The 20,859-nt window shown below is 75.6% G+C and carries 18 protein-coding genes and 1 tRNA gene; 9 read left to right on the top strand and 10 right to left on the bottom strand.

Annotation, left to right across the window (positions count from 1 at the left end; all coding sequences use genetic code 11):
• Positions 1 to 56: 56 nt before the first annotated feature.
• Together WA616_RS00265 and WA616_RS00260 are read right to left on the bottom strand one after the other, a co-directional pair.
• Positions 57 to 719 (bottom strand): response regulator, encoded by a 663-nt coding sequence (locus WA616_RS00265; RefSeq protein WP_073419700.1) that lies wholly within the window; start codon positions 717 to 719, stop codon positions 57 to 59.
• Positions 716 to 2,317, bottom strand: coding sequence for an ATP-binding protein (locus tag WA616_RS00260; protein WP_336026234.1), 1,602 nt, complete (start codon positions 2,315 to 2,317; stop codon positions 716 to 718). The genes WA616_RS00265 and WA616_RS00260 overlap by 4 nt, the downstream gene beginning before the upstream one ends.
• Before the next feature lie 270 nt (positions 2,318 to 2,587).
• On the opposite strand from WA616_RS00260, the gene WA616_RS00255 reads away from it, so the two are divergent.
• The 8 genes from WA616_RS00255 to WA616_RS00220 all read left to right on the top strand — a co-directional run bounded on the left by WA616_RS00255 (position 2,588) and on the right by WA616_RS00220 (position 12,604).
• Complete coding sequence (locus WA616_RS00255; RefSeq protein ID WP_336026233.1) at positions 2,588 to 3,451, top strand: methylenetetrahydrofolate reductase; 864 nt, start codon at positions 2,588 to 2,590, stop codon at positions 3,449 to 3,451.
• A gap of 62 nt (positions 3,452 to 3,513) precedes the next feature.
• The gene (folD, locus tag WA616_RS00250) at positions 3,514 to 4,410 is read left to right on the top strand and encodes a bifunctional methylenetetrahydrofolate dehydrogenase/methenyltetrahydrofolate cyclohydrolase FolD (RefSeq protein ID WP_336026230.1); all 897 of its coding nucleotides are present in this window, start codon (positions 3,514 to 3,516) and stop codon (positions 4,408 to 4,410) included.
• Positions 4,410 to 6,206, top strand: coding sequence for an aminodeoxychorismate synthase component I (gene pabB / locus WA616_RS00245; RefSeq protein ID WP_336026228.1), 1,797 nt, complete (start codon positions 4,410 to 4,412; stop codon positions 6,204 to 6,206). The genes folD and pabB overlap by 1 nt, the downstream gene beginning before the upstream one ends.
• Positions 6,203 to 7,087 carry a dihydropteroate synthase gene (gene folP / locus WA616_RS00240; protein ID WP_336026227.1) on the top strand — a complete coding sequence of 295 codons (885 nt, stop codon included), beginning with the start codon at positions 6,203 to 6,205 and terminating at the stop codon, positions 7,085 to 7,087. Before pabB ends, folP begins: the two co-directional genes overlap by 4 nt.
• Positions 7,084 to 8,583: an aldehyde dehydrogenase family protein gene (locus tag WA616_RS00235; RefSeq protein ID WP_336026226.1), complete on the top strand. Its 1,500-nt coding sequence runs from the start codon at positions 7,084 to 7,086 to the stop codon at positions 8,581 to 8,583. The genes folP and WA616_RS00235 overlap by 4 nt, the downstream gene beginning before the upstream one ends.
• A 290-nt stretch (positions 8,584 to 8,873) precedes the next feature.
• The gene (locus WA616_RS00230) at positions 8,874 to 9,770 is read left to right on the top strand and encodes an amidohydrolase family protein (RefSeq protein ID WP_336026224.1); all 897 of its coding nucleotides are present in this window, start codon (positions 8,874 to 8,876) and stop codon (positions 9,768 to 9,770) included.
• A complete protein-coding gene (locus WA616_RS00225) occupies positions 9,767 to 11,308 on the top strand; it encodes an acyl-CoA synthetase (RefSeq protein WP_336026223.1) in 1,542 nt (513 codons plus the stop codon). Before WA616_RS00230 ends, WA616_RS00225 begins: the two co-directional genes overlap by 4 nt.
• 42 nt (positions 11,309 to 11,350) lie before the next feature.
• Positions 11,351 to 12,604, top strand: a complete 1,254-nt coding sequence (locus tag WA616_RS00220; protein ID WP_336026222.1) for an alpha/beta fold hydrolase — start codon at positions 11,351 to 11,353, stop codon at positions 12,602 to 12,604.
• 31 nt (positions 12,605 to 12,635) lie between these two features.
• Here the strand turns inward: WA616_RS00220 and WA616_RS00215 are convergent, their stop codons facing one another.
• On the bottom strand, positions 12,636 to 13,442 hold the full coding sequence (locus WA616_RS00215; RefSeq protein WP_336026220.1) for a DNA-formamidopyrimidine glycosylase family protein: 807 nt from the start codon (positions 13,440 to 13,442) through the stop codon (positions 12,636 to 12,638).
• Positions 13,443 to 13,545: 103 nt separating this feature from the next.
• A tRNA-Pro gene (locus WA616_RS00210) sits at positions 13,546 to 13,619 on the bottom strand.
• A gap of 144 nt (positions 13,620 to 13,763) precedes the next feature.
• Between WA616_RS00210 and WA616_RS00205 the strand changes: the two genes are divergently transcribed.
• Positions 13,764 to 15,308, top strand: coding sequence for an MDR family MFS transporter (locus WA616_RS00205; protein WP_336026218.1), 1,545 nt, complete (start codon positions 13,764 to 13,766; stop codon positions 15,306 to 15,308).
• 2 nt (positions 15,309 to 15,310) lie between these two features.
• On the opposite strand, the gene der is transcribed toward WA616_RS00205, so the two are convergent.
• From der to WA616_RS00175, 6 genes are all read right to left on the bottom strand, one after another.
• Positions 15,311 to 16,657, bottom strand: a complete 1,347-nt coding sequence (gene der, locus WA616_RS00200) for a ribosome biogenesis GTPase Der (RefSeq protein WP_336026216.1) — start codon at positions 16,655 to 16,657, stop codon at positions 15,311 to 15,313.
• Positions 16,654 to 17,355 carry a (d)CMP kinase gene (gene cmk / locus WA616_RS00195; RefSeq protein ID WP_336026214.1) on the bottom strand — a complete coding sequence of 234 codons (702 nt, stop codon included), beginning with the start codon at positions 17,353 to 17,355 and terminating at the stop codon, positions 16,654 to 16,656. Before cmk ends, der begins: the two co-directional genes overlap by 4 nt.
• An 11-nt stretch (positions 17,356 to 17,366) precedes the next feature.
• Positions 17,367 to 17,729 carry a chorismate mutase gene (aroH, locus tag WA616_RS00190; RefSeq protein WP_073419679.1) on the bottom strand — a complete coding sequence of 121 codons (363 nt, stop codon included), beginning with the start codon at positions 17,727 to 17,729 and terminating at the stop codon, positions 17,367 to 17,369.
• Positions 17,730 to 17,957: 228 nt separating this feature from the next.
• Positions 17,958 to 18,872 carry an aldose 1-epimerase family protein gene (locus tag WA616_RS00185; protein WP_336026213.1) on the bottom strand — a complete coding sequence of 305 codons (915 nt, stop codon included), beginning with the start codon at positions 18,870 to 18,872 and terminating at the stop codon, positions 17,958 to 17,960.
• A complete protein-coding gene (locus WA616_RS00180; RefSeq protein WP_336026211.1) occupies positions 18,869 to 19,942 on the bottom strand; it encodes an ABC transporter ATP-binding protein in 1,074 nt (357 codons plus the stop codon). The genes WA616_RS00185 and WA616_RS00180 overlap by 4 nt, the downstream gene beginning before the upstream one ends.
• A gap of 12 nt (positions 19,943 to 19,954) precedes the next feature.
• Complete coding sequence (locus WA616_RS00175; RefSeq protein WP_336026209.1) at positions 19,955 to 20,857, bottom strand: carbohydrate ABC transporter permease; 903 nt, start codon at positions 20,855 to 20,857, stop codon at positions 19,955 to 19,957.
• Positions 20,858 to 20,859 lie beyond the last annotated feature (2 nt).

Raw genomic sequence — 20,859 nt, 5'->3', positions numbered from 1 at the left:
CCGCGGCGGGTGCGCGCTACGTCATCCGTCCCGGTGCTCCCCGACCGGGCCGCGGGTCAGCGCGGCTGGACGAGGCCCTCCTTCACCGCGAGCAGCGCGGCCTGGGTGCGGGAGGTGAGGCCCATCTTGGTGAGCAGGTGGCTGACGTGCGTGCGCGCGGTCCGCTCGCTGATCACCAGGTGCCGGGCGATGTCCTTGTTGGACCGGCCCTCGGCCACGAGGACGAGCACCTCCTTCTCCCGCGAGGTGAGCGCCCCGAGGCCGCTGCGGGGCGCCCGCATCTCCTGGGTGAGCCGGCGGGTGACCGCGGCGTCGAGGAACACCTCGTCGCGGACGGCCGCGCGCAGCGCCGCGTCGACCTCCGCCGGCCCGGCGTCCTTGAGCAGGTAGCCCGAGGCGCCGCTCTCCAGGGCCGCGTGCACGCGCTCGGTCTCCCCGAAGCTGGTCAGGATCACGACCTTGAGCTCGGGGAACCGGCGCAGCACCTCGCCGGTCGCGGTCACGCCGTCCATGCCCGGCATCTGCAGGTCCATGAGGACGACGTGCGGCAGCTCGCCGTGCGCCGCGGCGCGCGCCAGCTGGTCGAGCGCCTCCTGGCCGTCGCCGGCCTCGGCGGCGACCTCGACGTCCTCGAGCGCCTCGAGGTAGGCCACCACGCCGCGGCGCACGACGGCGTGGTCGTCGACGACGAGGACGCGGATGGGGTGCGGCGCGGTCACGGGGCGACCGTACGGTCGCCGGCCGGCGACGCGGGCAGCGAGGTCCGCAGGGGCAGGGTCAGCCGCACGGTCGTGCCCCCGGCCGCGGGGCGGCGCACCCGGACGGCGCCGCCCCACCGGTCCGCGCGCTCGCGCATGACCGTCATGCCGTAGCCGCTCGACGCGGAGTCGCCCGCGCCGGTCGGCACGGCGGCGCCGCCGGCGGCGTCCGCGTCGGTCATCCCCCGGCCGTCGTCGGTCACGTCGGCGACCAGCCGCCGCCGGCGGCCGCGGGGGCCGACGACCAGCCGGACGGTGATCGTCGAGGCGTCGGCGTGCTTGACGCTGTTGTGCAGCGCCTCGGCGAGCACCCGGTAGACGTCCTCCAGGAGGTCGCCGTCCTGCGCGGACAGCTCGTCGTCGGGGTCGTGCACGTCGAGCGCCACGGCCACCCCGGTGCGGGCGGTCGTGGTGTCGACCAGCGACTGCAGCGCCGAGTGCAGGCCGTCGCCGGTGGTGGCCGCCGGCCGCAGCTCCACGACCATGCCCCGGAGGTCGGCCAGCACGGCCTCGGCGCTCGTGCTGAGGTCGTCGGCCACCTGGGCCACCCGGTCCGGCGTGGGCGGCAGCCCCCGCTCCACGAGCACCCCGAGCGAGCGGGCCTGCATCATCATCGAGAAGACCTGCTGCACGACCGAGTCGTGCAGGTCGCGGGCGAGCTTCTGGCGCTCCTCCCGGCGGGCGACGTCGCGCTCGCGCTGGCGCTGCGCGGCGTGGTCGACGGCCATCGCCGCCTGCTCGGCCATCGCCAGCAGGAACTCCAGCTCGGTGTCGCCGACCACCTGCCCCGGCGCGTAGAAGGCGTTGAGGATGCCCACCGGCTCCCCGCGGGCGAGCAGCGGCACGCTGACGAACCAGTCCCAGCGCGGGTGGCGCAGCAGCTCGTGCAGGGGCGCCCAGGCCGGGTCCCGCATCGTCTGCTCGTACCGGTCGGGCACCACGAGCGGCTCGCGCCGGCGCAGCGCCTCGAGCATCTTGAGCTCGGCGCCCAGGGCGTGGCACTCCATGAGCCGGTCGAAGAAGTCGGCCGCCCGCCCGAAGCCCGCGGCGCCCATGACGTGCAGCCGGTCGCCCGAGGAGTTGACGGTGAGCACCTGGACGCCGGCGAGCGCGTCGGTGCCCGCCACCTCCTGCGCGAGCGCCTCGAGGGTGCCCACCAGCGAGCGCTTGGACGCCACGCTCGACGCCGCCTTGGCGATGGCCGCGAGGCGCCGCTCCCGCAGCCGGCTCAGGGTCACGTCCCGGAAGGAGACGACCCAGCGGTCCTCCCCGGGGACCGGGGCGAGCACGTAGGCGAACTCGCGCCGCTGCCCGGGACCGGGCTCCCAGGCCACGGTCAGCTCCCCCGGCCGGGCGGCGGCGGGGTCGTCCGGCACCGGGAACGGCGACGGGGAACCGGCGACGGCGTCGGGGTCGAGGCCGCACAGCAGCACCGCCGCGGGGTTGGCCTCCACGAAGCGGGCCCGGCCGTCGACCACCGCGAGGCCGTCGGGGGCGCGCCGCACCACCTCCTCCGCGGAGGTGACCGTCCCGGGCGCGGCGGGTCCACCTCGTCGCACGTGTCGCTCCTCCCCGGCCGCACCTCCCGGGCCGTCCGTGACGCGGCTCACCACGGGGGAATGCTGACACGCCGGCACCCGGCCGTCGCCGCCCGCGGCGCGGCGTCCCCGCACCGCCACCCGTCCGGGCCCGCCGACCGCGACGATTGACCCATCCGCTGCTGCCGATCCGGCCCCTGCGGTGCCGTCATGGCACCGTGCCCGGAGGGGCGTGGCGCAGGTCACGATGGACGACGGCAGGTTCCGCCCCACCGTCGGAGGAGAGACCACGTGAAGCGCTCGCTGGCCGTCCGGGACACGACCACCCGGGCCACGCTGCGGCACGCCTTCCAGGGCCTCGGCTACGAGGTGATCCCGTTCAAGAAGACCGAGCAGTCGGTCCTCGCGCACGTGCCGAAGGACGTCCGCCTGACCGTGACGGCCTCGCCGGCCAAGGGCCAGGACGCCACGATCGACCTCGCTGTCGCGCTCGCCGCGCACGGCTACTCGGTGGCCCCGCACCTGTCGGCGCGCCAGGTCCGCGACCGCGCGCACCTCGCCGACGTCGTCGACCGCTGCCGGGAGGCCGGCATCACCGACGTCTTCGTGGTCGGCGGGGACCCCACCGAGGACCCCACGGAGTTCCGGCACGCCCACGACCTGCTGGTCGCCCTGCACGAGCTCGACCACGGCTTCACCGACATCGGGATCGGCGGGCACCCCGAGGGCCACCCGAGCGCGGCCGAGGACGTCATGTTCCAGGCGCTCGTGGACAAGGCGCCGCTGGCCACGCACATCGTCACCCAGATCGTGTTCGACCCGGCGGCCATCCTGCGCTGGGCGCGGGAGCTCAGGACCCGCGGCATCGACCTGCCCGTGCACGTCGGCGTCCCCGGCGCGGTGCACCGGCAGAAGCTGATCCGCGTCTCCGGCGGCCTGGGCATCGGCGAGTCGGCCAAGTTCCTCAAGAAGCAGCAGAACCTGCTCTGGCGCTTCTTCGTCCCCGGCGGCTACCGCCCGGACAAGATCATCAAGGGGCTGGCCCCGCACATCGGGAAGCCGGACAACGCCATCGAGGGCTTCCACGTCTTCACCTTCAACGACCTCGAGCCGACCGAGGCGTGGCGCCGGCGGACGCTGGCCGACCTCGCCTGACGGCGGTCCACGACGCACGCGCCGGCGCGTCCCGCGCGGCCGACCCCCAGGAGGACAGCACGGTGACCGCACGGGTGATCGACGGCAAGGCGGTGGCGCGGCGGGTCCGCGAGGAGGTCGCGGCCGGGGTGGCGGAGCTGGTCGCCGCGGGCGGCACCGCCCCGGGCCTGGCGACCGTGCTGGTCGGGGACGACCCCGCCTCGGAGGTCTACGTCCGCAACAAGCGCCGGCTGTCGGTCGAGGCGGGCATGCGCGACCTCCACCGGCACCTGCCCGCCGACGCCGGCCAGGAGACCGTGGCCGCGCTCGTCGACGAGGTGGCCGCCGACCCGGCGGTGTCCGGGATCCTCCTGCAGCTGCCGCTGCCGGCCCACCTCGACGCCGACGCCCTCGTCGCCCGCATCCCCGCGGCGAAGGACGTCGACGGGCTGACGACGGACAACGCCGGCCTGCTCGCCCGGGGCCGGCCGGGGCTGCGCCCGTGCACGCCGGCCGGGGTGATGGCGCTGCTCGACGAGTACGAGGTCCCCCTCGCGGGCGCCGAGGCCGTCGTCGTCGGCCGGTCGGTGCTGGTCGGCCGGCCGATGGCGCAGCTGCTGCTGGCCCGCAACGCGACCGTGACGATCTGCCACTCGCGCACCCGCGACCTGGCCGAGGTGTGCCGGCGCGCGGACGTGCTCGTCGTCGCGGCGGGCATCCCCGGGCTCGTGGGCGCCGACGCCGTCAAGCCCGGGGCGGTCGTCGTCGACGTGGGCATCCACCGGGGCGAGGACGGGCTGCGCGGCGACGTCGACCACGACCCGGTCGCGGAGGTGGCGGGCGCGCTCACGCCGGTGCCCGGCGGGGTCGGGCCGATGACGATCGCGATGCTGCTCGCCAACACGCTGGCCGCGGCACGGGCGCAGCAGGGCATCGAGCAGGGCGTCGAGCAGGAGGTCCCGCGGGAGGTCCCGGCCTGATGGCCGCCCCCTGGGCACGGTTCGACGACCTGCGCGCCGCGGAGGCGCTGCTGTGCCCGCCGCCGTCCCGGGTGCTCACCGCGGTGCACCCCGACGAGGTCGCCGGGGTGCTGCGGGAGGTGCACGACGCCACCGAGGCCGGCAGCTGGGCCTACGGGTACGTCGCCTACGAGGCCGCCTCCGGCCTGGACCCCCGGCTGCCGGGCGGCCCGACACCGCCGGGGCAGCCGCCGCTGGTGTGGTTCGGCCTGTGCGGCGAGCCCACCCGGGTCGAGCCGGTGCGGCCGCCCGCGGCCGCCGCTGCCCCGGGCCCGGGGTGGCAGCCCGACCGGACCGACGCCGAGCACGCGCACGCGGTCGCGGTCGTCCGCGAGCGGATCGCCGCGGGCGAGACCTACCAGTGCAACCTCACCGACCGGCTCCGCTCCCCCGCCGCCGGCGACCCCGGCGCCCTCTACGCCCGCCTCGCCCTCGCCCAGCGCGGCGCGCACAACGCCTACCTCGACCTCGGCCGCCACGTGGTCGCCGGCGCCAGCCCGGAGCTGTTCTTCGAGTGGGCGGGCGACGTCGTCCGGACCCGCCCGATGAAGGGCACCGCCCCCCGCGGCCGCACCACCGCCGAGGACGCCGAGCGCAGCCGCGCCCTGCTCGCGAGCGCCAAGGAGCGGGCCGAGAACCTGATGATCGTCGACCTGCTGCGCAACGACCTGGGCCGGGTGGCCGAGGTGGGCAGCGTGGTGGTCGACGAGCTGTTCGCCCTCGAGCGCTACCCGACCGTCTGGCAGCTGACCTCGCAGGTGAGCGCCCGGGTGCCCGCCGGGACCACGCTGCTGGACCTGTTCACCGCGCTGTTCCCGTGCGGCTCGGTCACCGGCGCCCCGAAGCGGGCCACCATGCGGCTCATCGGGGAGCTGGAGCCGGCGCCGCGCGGGGTGTACTGCGGCGCCGTCGGCCTGGTCGGGCCGCCGTCGGCCCCGGTCCGGGCGCGCTTCTCCGTCGCGATCCGCACCGCCGTCGTCGACCGCGCCACCGGCGGGGCCGTCTACGGTGCGGGCGGCGGCATCACCTGGGACTCCGACCCCGCCCGCGAGCGGGCCGAGCTGCACGCGAAGGCCGCCGTCCTCACGCACGACGTCACCGAGCACCGGCTGCTCGAGACCCTGGCCCTCACCGCCGGCGGGGAGCTCCGCCACGCCGCCCGGCACCTCGCCCGGATGGGCGACTCGGCCGACTGGGCCGGCTTCCGCTTCGACCCGGCGGCGGCCCTCGCGGCGCTGCACCGGGCGGTCGCGGGGCACGCCGGGCCGGCGCGGGTCCGGCTCCTGCTGTCCCGCGACGGCGACCTCGACGTCGAGGTCGGGCCCGCGCCCCCTCCGCCGGCCGGGCCCGTGCGGCTCGCGCTCAGCGACGACCCCGTGGACGACGCCGACCCGTGGCTGCAGCACAAGAGCACCCGCCGCGACGTCTACCTGACCCGGGCGCTGGCCCACCCGGAGGCCGACGACGTCGTGCTGGTCAACCGCCGCGGCGAGCTCACCGAGACCACCACGGCGAACGTGGCCCTGCGGCTCGGCGGCCGGTGGTGGACCCCGCCGACCTCCTCCGGCTGCCTGCCCGGCGTCGAGCGGGCGCGGCTGCTGGAGCAGGGGCTGCTGGCCGAGCGGGTGCTCACCGTCGCCGACCTGCGCGCCGCCGAGGAGGTCGCGGTGCTCAACTCGCTGCGCGGCCGGCGCCCGGCGCACCTCGTCCCCGCCCGCGAGCCGGCGGTGGCGGCGTCCCCGGGCGGCGGCCCGTGACCGCCGGCCGCTGCGTCGTCATGGGGGTCCTCAACGTCACGCCGGACTCGTTCTCCGACGGCGGCCGCCACGCCACCGCCGAGGCCGCGGTCGCGCACGGACTCGCGCTGACCGCCGACGGCGCCGACTGGGTGGACGTCGGCGGGGAGTCCACGCGGCCCGGCGCCGGGCGGGTGGACGCCGGGGAGGAGTGCCGCCGCGTCCTGCCGGTGGTCGCCGCCCTCGCGCGGGCGGGCGTCGCGGTCAGCGTCGACACGACCCGCGCCGCGGTGGCGACGGCGGCCCTCGGGGCGGGCGCGGCGATGGTCAACGACGTCAGCGGGGGCCTCGCGGACCCGGACATGGCCCGCGTGGTCGCCGACGCCGGCGTGCCCTGGGTGCTCATGCACCGGCGGGGCGAGAGCCGCGACATGTACGCCGGGGCGGCCTACGGGGACGTGGTGGCCGACGTGCGGCGGGAGCTGTGCCGGCGCGTCGACGCGGCCATGGCGGCGGGCGTGGCGGCCGACCGGATCGTCGTCGACCCCGGGCTCGGGTTCGCGAAGCTGCCCGGGCACGACCTCGCGCTGCTGGCCGGGCTGGACCGGATCGCCGACCTCGGCTTCCCCGTCCTCGTCGGCGCCTCCCGCAAGCGCTTCCTCGGCGCCGTGCTGGCGCCACCCGGCGGGCCTCCCCCGCCGCCCGCCCGGCGCGACGCCGCGACCCTGGCCACCACCGTGCTGGCCGCCCGCGCCGGCGCCTGGGGCGTGCGGGTGCACGACGTCGCCGGCAGCGCGGACGCGGTCCGCCTCCTCGCGGCCGTGGACATGGGGCGCCCGCTTCCCGATGCTCGACCGCACAGCACCCACCACGCAGGAGAAGGAAGGGATCGATCCGCATGACGAGCACGATCGACACGGCGGCCCCGGTCACCACGGGGCTCTACATCGGTGGCGAGGCACGGACCACGGCGGAGGTGCTCGAGGTCGTCGACCCGGCCCGGCCGGGCGTCGTCGTCGGCACCGCGGCGGCGGCCACCGCCGACGACGTCGCCGACGCCGTCGCGGCCGCCCGGTCGGCCTACCCCGCCTGGTCGCAGATGCCCGCGACCGAGCGCGCCGCCGCCATGGCCGCCGCGATCGAGGGCCTGGCCGACGAGCGCGACGAGGACGCCCGCGTCCTCTCGCTGGAGAACGGCAAGATCGTCCACGAGGCCTGGGTGGACGCCCTGGTCTTCGAGATCCGGTGGCAGCTCGCGCTCTCCCTCGCCGACGAGGTGGAGGCCACCAAGGTGCTGCCGCCTGCGCCGGGGATCCCCGTGCAGACCACCGTCGCCCACCAGCCGCTCGGCGTGGTGACGATCATCGTGCCGTTCAACTGGCCGATCGCCATCCTCGCCGCGTCGCTCCCGCACGCGCTGCTGGCCGGCAACACCGTCATCGTCAAGCCGCCGCCGTCGACGCCGCTGGCCACCACCCGGCTGGTGCAGCGCGTGGCGGAGAAGCTGCCGCCCGGCGTGGTCAACGTGGTCACCGGCCGGGACAGCGAGATGGCCGGGCTCATCGAGAACCCCGCCGTCGCCAAGGTCTGCTTCACCGGCAGCGTCAACGGCGGCAAGAAGATCATGGAGATGGCCTCGCGGAGCCTCACCCGGGTCACCCTCGAGCTCGGCGGCAACGACCCGGCGATCGTCCGGGCCGACGCCGTCCTCGACGACGAGCACCTGGACCGGCTGTTCAGCGCCGTCTACGACACCACCGGCCAGATCTGCATGAACGCCAAGCGGATCTACGTGCACCGGTCCCGGATGGACGAGCTGGTGGCCGGCCTGTCGGCCCGGCTCGAGCGGACCGTGCTGGGCCACGGGCTGGCCGAGGGCACCACGATGGGCCCGCTGCACCAGCCGGCGCAGAAGGCCTTCGTCGCGGAGATCATCGAGGAGGCGAAGGACTCGGGGGCGACCGTGCTGGAGTTCGGCGAGCTCCCCGGCGGTGAGTTCGCCGAGGGCAACTTCCTGCGCCCGGCCGTCGTCGTCGACCCCGACCCGTCGCTGCGCGTCGTCACCCAGGAGCAGTTCGGCCCGGTCATCCCGGTGCTGCCCTTCGACGACGACGACGAGGCGGTCCGGCTCGCCAACGACACCTGGGCGGGCCTGTGCGCCTCGGTCTGGACCGCGGACGCCGACGCCGCCAACCGGCTGGGCGGGCGGCTCGAGTGCGGCTACGTCTGGGTCAACGACCACGGCGCGGCGCGGCTGGACCTGCGGGCGCCGTTCGGCGGCATGAAGTCCTCGGGCATGGGCCGGGAGCAGGGCATCGAGGGCGTCCGGGCGTTCCAGGACACCCGGTCGATCGCCCACGGCGCGGACGAGACCCGCGAGGCGGGGGCCGCGCACTGAGTCCCGCCGGGCCGGCGGTGCGCATGCCCGCCGGCCCGGCGTCGACACCCGGGCGCACGGACAGGACGGTGCCGGGCGCCGGCAGCGGTACGGTCCCGCCTCGGGCGCCGCGGGACCCGACGCCCTCTCCCCCTGGTCGCCCGAGGAGCTCCCGTGAACCGGACCGGCACGGTCGCTATCACCACCGGCAGCGGGCGCTGCCCTGGCGGCGCCACCCGGCCCACCCGCCGGCCGTCCTCCTCCGTCCCACCGGAGGACGACGCCGGGCGGCAGCTACCGGAGCCCCCGACGTGAGCACCCCGACCGGACTCGACCTCGACGCGCTGGTCGCGATCGACGTCCACGTGCACGTCGAGCAGGACCTGCACGGGCACCGGTCGATGGACGACGAGCTGCTCGACGCCGCCTCGAAGTACTTCAAGGGCGACCCGTACCACCCGACGGTGCCGCAGATCGCCGAGGACTACCGCTCCCGGCAGATGGCCGCGGTGGTCTTCACGGTCGACAGCGAGCTGGCCACGGGGCACCCGACGCTGTCCAACGAGGAGATCGCGGCCGCGGCTGCCGAGCACCCCGACGTGCTCGTCCCGTTCGGGTCGATCGACCCGGCCCGCGGGGTCGCCGGCGTCCGGGCCGCCCGCCGCCTGGTGGAGGACCACGGGATCCGCGGGTTCAAGTTCCACCCCTCGATCCAGGCGTTCGAGCCCAACGACCGGCGGCACTACCCGCTGTACGCCGAGCTGGAGTCCCTGGGCGTCCCGGCGCTCTTCCACACCGGCCAGACGGGTATCGGCTCCGGCCTGCCCGGCGGGCGCGGGATCAAGCTGCGCTACTCCGACCCGATGCTGCTCGACGACGTCGCCGCCGACTTCCCCGGCCTGACGATCATCATGGCCCACCCCTCCGTGCCCTGGCAGGACGCGGCGATCGCCGTCGCCCAGCACAAGGCCAACGTCTACATCGACCTGTCCGGCTGGTCGCCGAAGTACTTCCCGCCGCAGCTGGTCCGCGCCGCCAACAGCCTCCTCAGGAGCAAGGTGCTGTTCGGCTCGGACTACCCGCTCATCCGCCCCGAGCGGTGGATCCGCGACTTCGAGGCCCTGGAGATCAAGGACGAGGTCCGGCCGCTGATCATGAAGGAGAACGCGATCCGCGCCCTGGACCTCGCCCCGGCCGCCCAACGGTGAGGAACGCGGGCCTGGGCTCCTGGCCGGAGCGCCGGCTGCGCATCTCCCCCGAGCGGGACGCGGTCTGGTTCGAGGGGACGACGACGTCGCACGGGCGCTTCGCCGAGCGCGTGCGCCGGGCCGCGGGCGCCCTGGCCGCGCTCGGCGTCGGCCGCGGTGACCGGGTGGCCTGGGTCAGCGGCAACCACCCGTCGGCGCTGGAGACGCTCTACGCCTGCGGGCAGCTCGGCGCGATCTGGGTGCCGGTCAACGCCCGGCTCACCGCGCCGGAGGCCGAGTACGTACTCGGCCACTCCGGCGCCTCCGTCGTCGTCCACGGCCGGGAGCACGGCGGGCTGGCCGACGCGCTCCGCGACCGGCTGCCCGCCGTCCGGGCGTGGGTGGCGGCGGAGCCCCCGCTCTCCGGCGGTGCGGACTCGGCGCCCTACGAGCAGCTGCTCGCCGCCGCCGACCCCGAGACACGTGACGAGCCGGTGTCCCTCGAGGACCCCTGCCTGGTCATGTACACCTCCGGCACCACCGGGCGGCCCAAGGGTGCAGTGCTCACCCACGGCAACATGACGTGGAACGCGGTGAACCAGTCGCTGGGGTTCGACTTCTCCGCCGCCGAGCGCACCCTGGCGCTCGCGCCGCTGTTCCACATCGGCGGGCTCAACGGCACCGTCAACCCGACGCTGCTGCACGGCGGCTGCGCCGTCGTCGTCCGCCGGTTCGACCCGGCCGGGACGCTGGAGGTCGTCGAGCAGCAGCGGGTCACGTCGTTCTTCGCCGTCCCGACGATGCTCGACGCGATGGCCCGCGAGCCCGGGTTCCGGACGCGCGATCTCTCCGCGCTGCGCACCGTCGGGGCGGCCGGCGCATCGGTACCGCTACCCACGCTGCGCACCTGGCTCGACCGCGGGATCACCATGCAGCAGGCCTACGGCATGACCGAGGCCGCGCCCGGCTGCACCGTGCTCGATTCCGCCGACGCCGTGCGCAAGGTCGGCTCGGCCGGGCGGCCGGTGTTCTTCACCGACGTGCGCGTCGTGCGGCCCGACGGCAGCCCGGCCGGCGTCGACGAGGTCGGCGAGGTGGTGGTCTCCGGCCCGAACGTCATGGCCGGCTACTGGGACGACCCCGAGCGCACCGCCGAGGTGCTCGTCGACGGCTGGTACCGCACCGGCGACGCCGGCTCGCTCGACGACGAGGGCTTCCTGTACATCCGCGACCGGTACAAGGACATGATCATCTCCGGCGGGGAGAACGTGTACCCCGCCGAGGTCGAGTCCGCGCTCCTCGAGCTGCCCGGCGTCCTCGAGGCCGCGGTCATCGGCGTGCCGGACGAGACCTGGGGCGAGGTGGGCCTCGCCGTCCTCGTCGTGGCGGAGTCCGCCGACCGCGATCCCGACGCCGTCCGCGCCGCCCTCCGCGAGCGCCTGGCCGCCTTCAAGGTGCCCCGCCACGTCGTCGTCACCGACGACCTCCCCAAGACCGCCACGGGCAAGGTGCGCAAGCCCGTCCTCCGGGCCCGGTTCGCCGCGGGGACCCCCGCCTGACCGCCGCGACCCGAGCCCGTCGCGCACTGACAGGATCGGGCGGTGACCGAGTACGACCTGCCCGGCATGCGGGTGCGCGAGCACACGGTGCCCGTGCCGCTGCACTGGGACGCCGACGACGGCGCGACGATCGACGTCTTCGTGCGGGAGCTCGTCCGCCCGTCCCGGGACGCCGACGACGTGCCGCTGCTGCTGTTCCTGCAGGGCGGGCCCGGCGGCAAGGGACCGCGGCCGGTCGGGCGCGGCGACTGGGTCGACCGGGCGCTGCGGGACTTCCGGGTGGTGCTGCTCGACCAGCGGGGCACCGGCCGCAGCACCCCGGTGACCGCCCGGCGGATCGGCGCCCTCGCCGACCCGGCGGCGGCCGCCCGCTACCTCATGGCCTTCCGGGGCGACTCGATCGTCGCCGACGCCGAGCACGTGCGGGCGACGCTCTACGGCGGCCGCCGCTGGACGACGCTCGGCCAGAGCTACGGCGGCTTCCTCACGCTCACCTACCTCTCGCGCGCCCCGCAGGCCCTCGACCGCTGCCTCGTCACCGGCGGGCTGCCGGGCCTGACGGCGGACGCGCGCGAGGTGTACCGGCGCACCGGCCCGCGGGTGGCCGCGAAGACCCGCCGCTTCTACGAGCGGTTCCCCGGCGACGTCGACCGGGTGGCCGCGGTCGCCGACCTGCTGGCCGCCGGGGACGTCCGGCTCCCCGACGGCGACCGGCTCACCGTGCGCCGGCTGCAGACCCTCGGTCACGCGCTGGGCACCGGGACCGGCGCCGAGCAGCTCCACTGGCTGTTCGACGAGGCGCTGGTCGACGGCGCGCCGTCCGCCGGCTTCCTCGACGACGTCGCGCGCCGGACGTCGTACTGGGACAACCCGCTCTACGCGGTGCTGCACGAGAGCATCTACGGCAGCGGGCCGGGCGCGACCGGCTGGGCCGCCGAGGCCGAGCGCGGGCCCGACCTCTCCCCCGACCTGCGCCCCCTGCCGTTCACCGGCGAGATGGTCTACCCCTGGATGTTCGACGAGATCGCCTCGCTGCGGCCCTTCCGGGACGCCGCGCACGCCCTGGCCGCGCTGCCGGAGCACCCGCCGCTGTACGACCCGGCGCGGCTGGCCGCCAACGAGGTGCCGGTCGACGCCGTCGTCTACTTCGACGACATGTACGTCGACGCGGACCTGTCGCTGCAGACGGCGGACGCCGTCGGCAACGTGCGCACCTGGGTCACCAACGAGTTCGAGCACGACGGCCTGCGCGCCGGCGACGTGCTCGACCGCCTGCTCGGCCTCCGCGACCGCTGACCGACCGACCGGCACGGGCCCGCGCCCGCGCTCAGGTCTGGCAGCGGGGGCACCACCAGGTGTGCCGGCCCTCCGGGTCCTCGCTCCCCTGCTCGCTGAACAGCAGCGCCGTCCCGCACCGCAGGCACGGCTGGTGGGTGCGGCCGTACACCCAGTACCGGCGGCCGGGCCGGGTGTCGCCGGTGGTCACGCGCCCGGGCCCGCCGGGAGCGATCGCGAACCGCATCGCCCGGATCGCCAGCCGCACGAGCGGCTCGGGATCGACCTCGCCGACGGGCGTGCGCGGCAGGTGCCCCCGCAGGAAGCACAGCTCGTTGACCCAGACGTTGCCCAGGCCGGCCACGGTGCGCTGGTCGAGCAGCGCCGTCACGAGGGGCCGGTCCGGCTGCGCCGCCAGCCGGCCGACGGCGTCCGCGACCAGGTCGTCGGCGGAGCGCCCGGGGTCGAGGAGATCGGGGCCCAGGTGCCCGACGACGGACTCCTCCGCGTCGGTGGGCAGCAGCTCGACCACGGGCATGCGCAGCGCGGCCGCCGTGGGCCCGGTCGTCGTCAGCACCACCCGTGCGTCGGCCTGCACGCGGCGGGGCAGGGAGCGCCCGGCCGCGAGGACCGTCCACTCGCCGTCCATCCGCAGGTGCGTGTGCAGCGTCAGCGCCTGGCCCGCGTGGTCGAAGCGGGTGAGCAGGTGCTTGCCCCGGGCGGTCGTCCCGAGCACCGCCGCGCCGGTCAGGTCGGCGGTGGCGTGCCGCGGGACGCGGAAGTCGCTGCCGCGGACGGTGGTGCCCGTCAGGACCCCGAGACGCCGGGCGAGGCGGTGGACGGTGTCGCCCTCGGGCATCGCTCCCCCTCGCGTCGCGGGCGGCAGGACCGGCCGGACCCGCCCCCGGAAGGCCGTCGAGGGCCGCCCCGGATCGCTCCGGAACGGCCCTCGACCTGCTCTGTCGGGCTGACAGGATTTGAACCTGCGACCCCTTGACCCCCAGTCAAGTGCGCTACCAAGCTGCGCTACAGCCCGAGCGCCGGGCGGCTCGCACCGCCCGATCGCTGCGCCGACGAGGTTACCGCACGCCGTCGGCCGCCCTCCGCGGTGGTCGGGGCGGGAATGCGCGGCACCCCGGAGGTGTCACAGTTGCTCGTGACAACCGGTACCCGCGCCGCGGTGGGACTCCGATCCGAGCGCGGGCCCGTGCTCGGGGCGGTCATGCTCAGCACCGCCCTCATCGCGCTCGACAGCACGATCATCGCCACCGCCGTCCCGGCCGTCGTCGACGACCTCGGCGGGTTCAGCCAGTTCCCCTGGCTGTTCAGCGTCTACCTGCTCACGCAGGCGGTGACGGTGCCGGTCTACGGCAAGCTCGCCGACGTGCACGGCCGCAAGCCGGTGCTCCTGTTCGGCATCGCGGTCTTCGTCGCCGCGTCCCTGTTCTGCGGGCTGGCGTGGTCGATGCCCGCGCTGATCGTCGGCCGGGCGCTGCAGGGCATCGGCGCCGGCGCCGTCCAGCCGATGGGCATCACCGTCATCGGCGACATCTACACCGTCGAGGAGCGCGCCCGCGTCCAGGGCTACCTCGCCTCGGTGTGGGGCATCTCCTCGGTGCTCGGCCCCACCCTCGGCGGCCTGTTCAGCGACGCCCTCTCCTGGCGCTGGATCTTCCTGATCAACCTGCCGCTGGGCGCCCTCGCGTTCTGGGCCCTGTCCCGCCGGTGGACGGAGAAGGTCGAGCGCAGCGCCCACCGCCTCGACGTCGCCGGCGCCGTCCTGCTGTCCGCCGGCGCCGCGCTGCTGGTCCTCGGCCTGCTCGAGGGCGGCAACGCCTGGGCGTGGGCGTCCGCGCCCGGCATCGCGGTCCTCGCGACGGCGGTCGCGCTCCTGGCCGCGTTCGCGCTCGTCGAGCGGCGGGCCGCGGAGCCCGTGCTGCCGCTGTGGGTGCTGCGCCGCCGCATCCTGGCCAGCGGCAACGTCGCCGCCCTCGGCCTGGGCGCGCTGCTCATCGGCCTGAGCTCCTACCTGCCCACCTGGGCGCAGGGCGTGCTCGGCGCGAGCGCGCTGGAGGCCGGCTTCGCCCTCGCCGCCCTCACCCTCGGCTGGCCCGTCGCGGCGAGCCTCGCCGGCCGCGTCTACCTGCGGCTGGGGTTCCGCACCACCGCGCTGCTCGGCGTCGCCCTCGTGCTGGTCGGCACGGCCGGGACGGCGTTCCTCGGCCCGGACGCCTCCCTGTGGGAGGTCGGCGCCTGGATGTTCGTCACCGGCCTGGGCCTCGGCCTGTCGTCGTCGCCGCTGATCGTCGCGGTGCAGTCGGTGGTCGGCTGGGACCGCCGCGGCGTCGTCACCGCCACCAACATGTTCTCCCGCTCGATGGGCTCGGCCCTCGGCGCGGCGGTGTTCGGCGCCATCGCCAACACCACCCTCGCCGCGCGCTTCGCCGCCCCGCCGGCCGGGCTCGACGGCGAGGTGCCCACCGACGTCGACAGCACGACGGCGGCGCTCGGGCAGGGCGGGGCCGTCGCCGACTTCGCCCGGGAGAGCCTGCACGCCGCCTCGCACGGGGTGTTCGTCGCGACCGCCGTCACCGCCGTCGTCATCGCGCTGGCGGTGCTGGCCATGCCCCGCCGGACCGAGCCGCTGCGCTTCGACGACGACCCGGCGGACGACCCGGCGGACGACGCGGCGGACGACGCGCAGGACCCGGCCCCGGCGGGCTGACCTCAGCCGCGCTTGTCGTTCCCCCGGCCCTCGCGGACCTTCACCGAGATGTCGATCGGCGTGCCGTGGAAGCCGAAGCGCTCGCGCAGCTTGCGCTCCAGGAACCGGCGGTAGCCGGCCTCGAGGAAGCCGGTGGAGAAGACGACGAACCGCGGCGGCCGGACGTCGGCCTGTGTCACGTACTTGATCTTCGGGGCGCGCCCGCCACGGGCCGGCGGCGGGGTCTCCATGACCAGCTGGCGCACGTAGGCGTTGAGCTCCGCCGTCGGCACTCGGGTCTCCCACGAGGCGAGCGCGGCGCGCAGGTGGTCGGCGAGCTTGCCGACGCCGCGGCCGCTGAGCGCCGAGATGTTCACCCGGCTGGCCCACCTGATGCGGGACAGGTCGCGCTCGATCTCGCGCTCGAGCTGGGCGTGCCGGTCCTCGTCGAGGGTGTCCCACTTGTTGAACGCGATGACCAGCGCGCGCCCGGCCTCGATCACCTGGGTGATCACCCGCTGGTCCTGCTCGCTGATGACCTCGTCGGCGGCCAGCAGGACGACGGCGACCTCGGCGGCCTGGATCGCGGCCTCGGTGCGCAGGCTCGCGTAGTACTCCATGCCGCTGGCGGTGTTCACCTTGCGGCGCAGGCCGGCGGTGTCGACGAACCGCCACTCCTCGCCGCCGAGGGTGATGAGCGAGTCGACCGGGTCGACGGTCGTGCCAGCGACGGAGTCGACGACCGAGCGCTCCTCCTTGGCCAGCCGGTTCAGCAGGCTGGACTTGCCGACGTTGGGCCGCCCGACCAGCGCCACCCGCCGCGGGCCGCCCTCCTCGGGCTGCTCGCGCGGCGCCTCGGGCAGCGCGTCGAGCACCAGGTCGAGCAGGTCACCGCTCCCCCGCCCGTGCAGCGCGCTCACCGGCTGCGGCTCGCCCAGGCCCAGCGACCACAGCTCGGCGGCGTTGGCCTCGCTGCGCTCGTCGTCGACCTTGTTGGCGACGACGATCACCGGCCGGTCGCTGCGGCGCAGGATGCGCGCGGCGGCCAGGTCGGTGTCGGTGGCGCCCACCTGGCTGTCGACGACGAACACGATGACGTCGGCGGTGCGCATCGCGAACTCCGCCTGCCGGCTGATCGACGCGCCCAGCCCCTCGGCCTTGGGGTCCCAGCCGCCGGTGTCGGTGACGGTGAACCGCCGCCCGTTCCACAGCGCCTCGTAGGAGATGCGGTCGCGGGTCACGCCCGGCACGTCCTGCACCACCGCCGCGCGCCGGCCCAGCACGCGGTTCACCAGCGTCGACTTGCCCACGTTCGGCCGGCCGACGATCGCCACCACCGGCAGCGGACCGCCGGTGCCCTCCTCGCTCATGCGTCCACTCCTCGTGCCCCGGCCGCCGCGAGAGCGAGGTCGACCACCCGGTCGACGACGGCCTCGCGGTCGAGGTCGGTGCTGTCCACGACCACCGCGTCCGCGGCGGGCCGCAGCGGGCTGTCCGCGCGGCTGCTGTCGTACTCGTCCCGGCGGCGCAGGTCGGCCGCGAGCGCGGCGACCTCCTCCGGGGTGGTCAGGCCGAGCTGGGCCGCGCGCCGCTGGGCGCGCGCCTCCGGCGCGGCGGTCAGGTAGATCTTCACGGTCGCCCCGGGAAGCACCACGGTGCCGATGTCGCGTCCCTCGACGACGACGGCGTCGGCCGCGGCCACCAGGTCGCGCTGCTGGTCGACCAGCTGACGGCGCACCGCGGGCACCGCCGACACCGCCGACACGGTGCGGGTGACCTCGGCGCCGCGGATGCGCTCGGCGACGTCCGTGCCGTCGACCTCCACGCGCTCGGTCGCAGCCGTCGTCCCCACCTCGATGCGGGCCGCGGCGACCACGCGGGCCACCGCCTCGGCGTCCTCGGGGTCGACCCCGGCGTCGAGCACGGCCACCGTGGCGGCGCGGTACATGGCACCGGTGTCGAGGTAGGCGGCACCGAGCCGGGTGGCCGCGGCGCGCGCGACGCTGCTCTTGCCCGTGCCCGAGGGGCCGTCGAGGGTGACCTGGCCGGCGAAGCGTGCGGCGCTCACTGGGCTCCCGTTCACTGGGCGATGTCCCGTCGCAGCGCCACGGCACCCCGCAGGTACACGTGCTGGATGTCCGCGCGCTCCTTCGGCGTCTCCACGTGCGCCATGAGGCGCAGCACCCGCGGCAGCGCGTGCGGCACGGCGATCTCGGTGGCGCACATCAGCGGGACGTCGCCCATGCCGAGCTCGCGCGCGGCCAGCGCCGGGAACTCCGACACCAGGTCCGGGGTCGCGGTGAACAGGATGCTGATGATGTCGGCGTGGTCGAGGCCGTTGCGCCCGACCACCTCGCTCACCAGCTCCCGGGTGGCCTCGAGCACCTGGTCGCGGTCGTCGGCGTCCACCTGTGTCGCGCCCCGGATGGCCCGTACGGCCACGTGCACCCTCCTCGATCGGTACCGGCTCCCGGATCTGGGGTGCCCGGTCGAGTCTAGGTGCGGCGCGCCACCCGCCTCCCCGCCGTCCGCCGGCCCGTACGGGCCAATAGCGCTACACAGGCCCCTCTCGCCACCTTCGCGCGCGGAGGACCGACCTCGGTGGGGCGGCCACGTGGGGGATAACGGCTCATGGGGCGACGTGCGGCACCACGAGCAGTGCCGTGCGGGTCAGAGCGGGCGGATGCCCCACGTGCCGGTGACCGACTCCCCCGGCGCCAGCCGGCGGACCGCCCCGGTGCGCAGCGCGTCGGGCGCGCAGGTCATCGGCTCGACGGCCAGGCCGTACCGGCGCCGCGACGGCGGCTCGACGACGTCGCCGGTGAACACCTGCACGTGCGTGTAGGAGGCGTCCATCCAGACGGCGGCCCCGTGCCCGTCGGGGCCGGTGAACCGCACCTCGGCGGTGCCGTCGGCGTCGCGGTCGAGGTCGGTGAAGCAGTCGTCGATCCGCAGGTCGCCGAGCACCCGGCCGGCGCGCAGGTCGAACGGCGTCTCGTGCACCGACTCGGTGCCCACGGGCAGCAGCCGGTCGTCGGTGAGCACGCGCGTGGCGGCCGGGAGCACCAGCGTGCAGTCGTCGACCCGCAGGCCGGGTGGCGCGGCGAGGTAGGGGTGGTGGCCCTCGCCGTAGGGGGCGTCGGCGTCGCCCTCGTTGGTGGCCGTCGTCGTCACCCGCAGCCCGCCGGCGGACAGCTCGTAGCCCACCCGCAGGCGCAGCGCGAACGGGTAGCCCGGCTGCGGGTGCAGCAGGTGCTCGAGCACCACGGCGTCCGCCGAGCGGGCGAGCACCCGCCAGGGCACGAAGCGCACCAGCCCGTGGATGGCCGTGCCGAGCGCGCGCTCGGTGACCGGGGTGACGTGCTCGGCGCCGTCCCAGGTGTAGACGCCGTCGCGCAGCCGGTTGGGCCAGGGCGCGAGCACGTGCCCGCGCACGTCCGGCGCCATCTCCCCCTCGGACCACCCGTCGAGGACGTCCCGGTCGCCGGCGGTGTAGGTGCGCAGGCCGCCGCCGACCTCGACGACGACGGCCTCGGCGTCCCCGCTGCGCAGGACGTGCTGCTCGCCGCTGGGGAGCACGCTCACCCGAGGCGCTCGCCGTCCACCGTGGAGAACAGGTGCACGTGGCCGACCCGCGGGGTGACGGCGATCCGGTCGCCCTTCAGAGGCGGACGGCGGCCGTCGACGCGCACGGTGACCGGGTGGCGGTCGTCGCCGACCAGCGCGGTGCCGTAGACGTAGGCGTCGGCGCCGAGCTCCTCGACCACCTCGACCTCCACCGGCAGGCCCGACCCGGTGACCTCGAGGTCCTCCGGCCGGACGCCGAGCACCACCGACGGCGCGTGCGCCTCGCCGAGGACCGAGCGCTCCACCGGGTGCACCTCGCCGCCGAGGCGCACGCCGCCGTCGGCGACCGGCAGGGTCAGCAGGTTCATGGCCGGCGAGCCGATGAACCCGGCGACGAAGACGTTGCGCGGCCGGTCGTAGAGCTCGCGGGGCCGACCCACCTGCATGAGCAGGCCGTCCTTGAGCACCGCCACGCGGTCGCCCATCGTCATCGCCTCGGTCTGGTCGTGGGTGACGTAGACCGTGGTGATGCCCAGGCGGCGCTGCAGGGAGGCGATCTGGGTGCGGGTCTGCACCCGGAGCTTGGCGTCGAGGTTCGACAGCGGCTCGTCCATGAGGAAGACCTGCGGCTGGCGGACGATCGCCCGGCCCATGGCCACGCGCTGCCGCTGACCGCCGGACAGGGCCTTGGGGCGCCGGTCGAGGTACTGCTCGAGGTCGAGCAGGCGGGCGGCCTCGCGCACCCGCTCGGCCGCCTCGGCCCTGCCGACGCGCGCCATCTTGAGCGCGAAGCCCATGTTCTCCGCGACGGTCATGTGCGGGTAGAGCGCGTAGTTCTGGAACACCATGGCGATGTCGCGGTCCTTGGCGGCGACGCCGGTGACGTCGCGGTCGCCGATGAGGATGCGCCCGCCGTCGACGTCCTCGAGGCCGGCGAGCATGCGCAGCGACGTGGACTTGCCGCAGCCCGAGGGCCCGACCAGGACGAGGAACTCGCCGTCGGCGACCTCGAGGTCGAGCGCGTCGACCGCCGGGCGGTCCGCGCCGGCGTAGACCCGGGTCGCCGCGTCGTAGGTGACGGTGGCCAAGACGGTTCCTCTCTACTTGCCGAAACCGGCGGTGAGTCCGCTGAGCAGGTAGCGGCGGCCCACGAGGTACAGGACGAAGATGGGGACGACGGACAGTGTGACCGCCGCCAGCAGGCCCGGGACGTTGGTGCCGAACTGGCCCTGGAAGTCCCAGAGGCCGAGGGTGAGCACCCGGGTGTCGCGGGACTGGGTGAGGACCAGCGGGAAGAGGAAGCCGTTCCACGCGTTGAGCGCGGTGAACACCGCGACCGTGGTGATCGCGGGCTTGGCCAGCGGCAGCACCAGGTGGCGCAGCACCGCCAGCGGCCCGGCGCCGTCGAGGGTCTGGGCCTCGTAGAGCTCCGCCGGGATGTCGCGGAGGCTGTTGGTCATCACCAGCAGCGCGACCGGCAGGGCGAACGCCGCCGTCGGCAGGATGATCGCCAGCAGGGTGTCGTACAGGCGCATCTGGGTGATGAGCAGGTAGACCGGGATGATCGTCGCCTGCGCCGGGATGGCCAGCCCGATGAGCATGACCGAGAAGATCCGCTGCACGGTCCGGCCGGCGTTGCGGGCCACGGTGTAGGCCGCCGGCACGGTCACCGCGACCACGATCGCGACCGTCGCGACCGTGACGATCACGTTGTTGAGCAGGTACTGGGCGAACCCGCCCGAGAGCACGGTGGAGTAGTTCTCCCCCGTGGGCTCACCGGTCGGGGTGAGCGGGCTGGTGCTCAGGTAGTCCTGCCGCGTGCGCAGGCTCGCCGAGACCAGGTAGTACAGCGGGACGGCGACGATGACCAGCCAGATGGTCGCCAGGACGCCGGCCAGCCAGTTCGGCTTCTCCCGCCGGCCGGCGGGGCGGCCGCGCCGGACCCGCCGCGGGGCGGCCGGGGGCACGGCGCCCGGCTCGGCCAGGGCTGCGGTGGTGGCCACGG

Source organism: Geodermatophilus sp. FMUSA9-8 (genome assembly GCF_037034165.1).
GTDB classification, from domain to species: domain Bacteria; phylum Actinomycetota; class Actinomycetes; order Mycobacteriales; family Geodermatophilaceae; genus Geodermatophilus; species Geodermatophilus nigrescens.
The sequence above is the reverse complement of the archived record's forward strand: the minus strand, read 5'-3'. Positions and strand labels throughout refer to the sequence as shown.

Excerpts from the sequence above, each read along its gene's own strand:
- pabB (WP_336026228.1), top strand. The coding sequence starts at position 4,410 with ATGGCCGCCCCCTGGGCACGGTTCGACGACCTGCGCGCCGCGGAGGCG.
- WA616_RS00235 (WP_336026226.1), top strand. The coding sequence starts at position 7,084 with ATGACGAGCACGATCGACACGGCGGCCCCGGTCACCACGGGGCTCTAC.
- WA616_RS00215 (WP_336026220.1), bottom strand. The coding sequence starts at position 13,442 with ATGCCCGAGGGCGACACCGTCCACCGCCTCGCCCGGCGTCTCGGGGTC.
- der (WP_336026216.1), bottom strand. The coding sequence starts at position 16,657 with ATGAGCGAGGAGGGCACCGGCGGTCCGCTGCCGGTGGTGGCGATCGTC.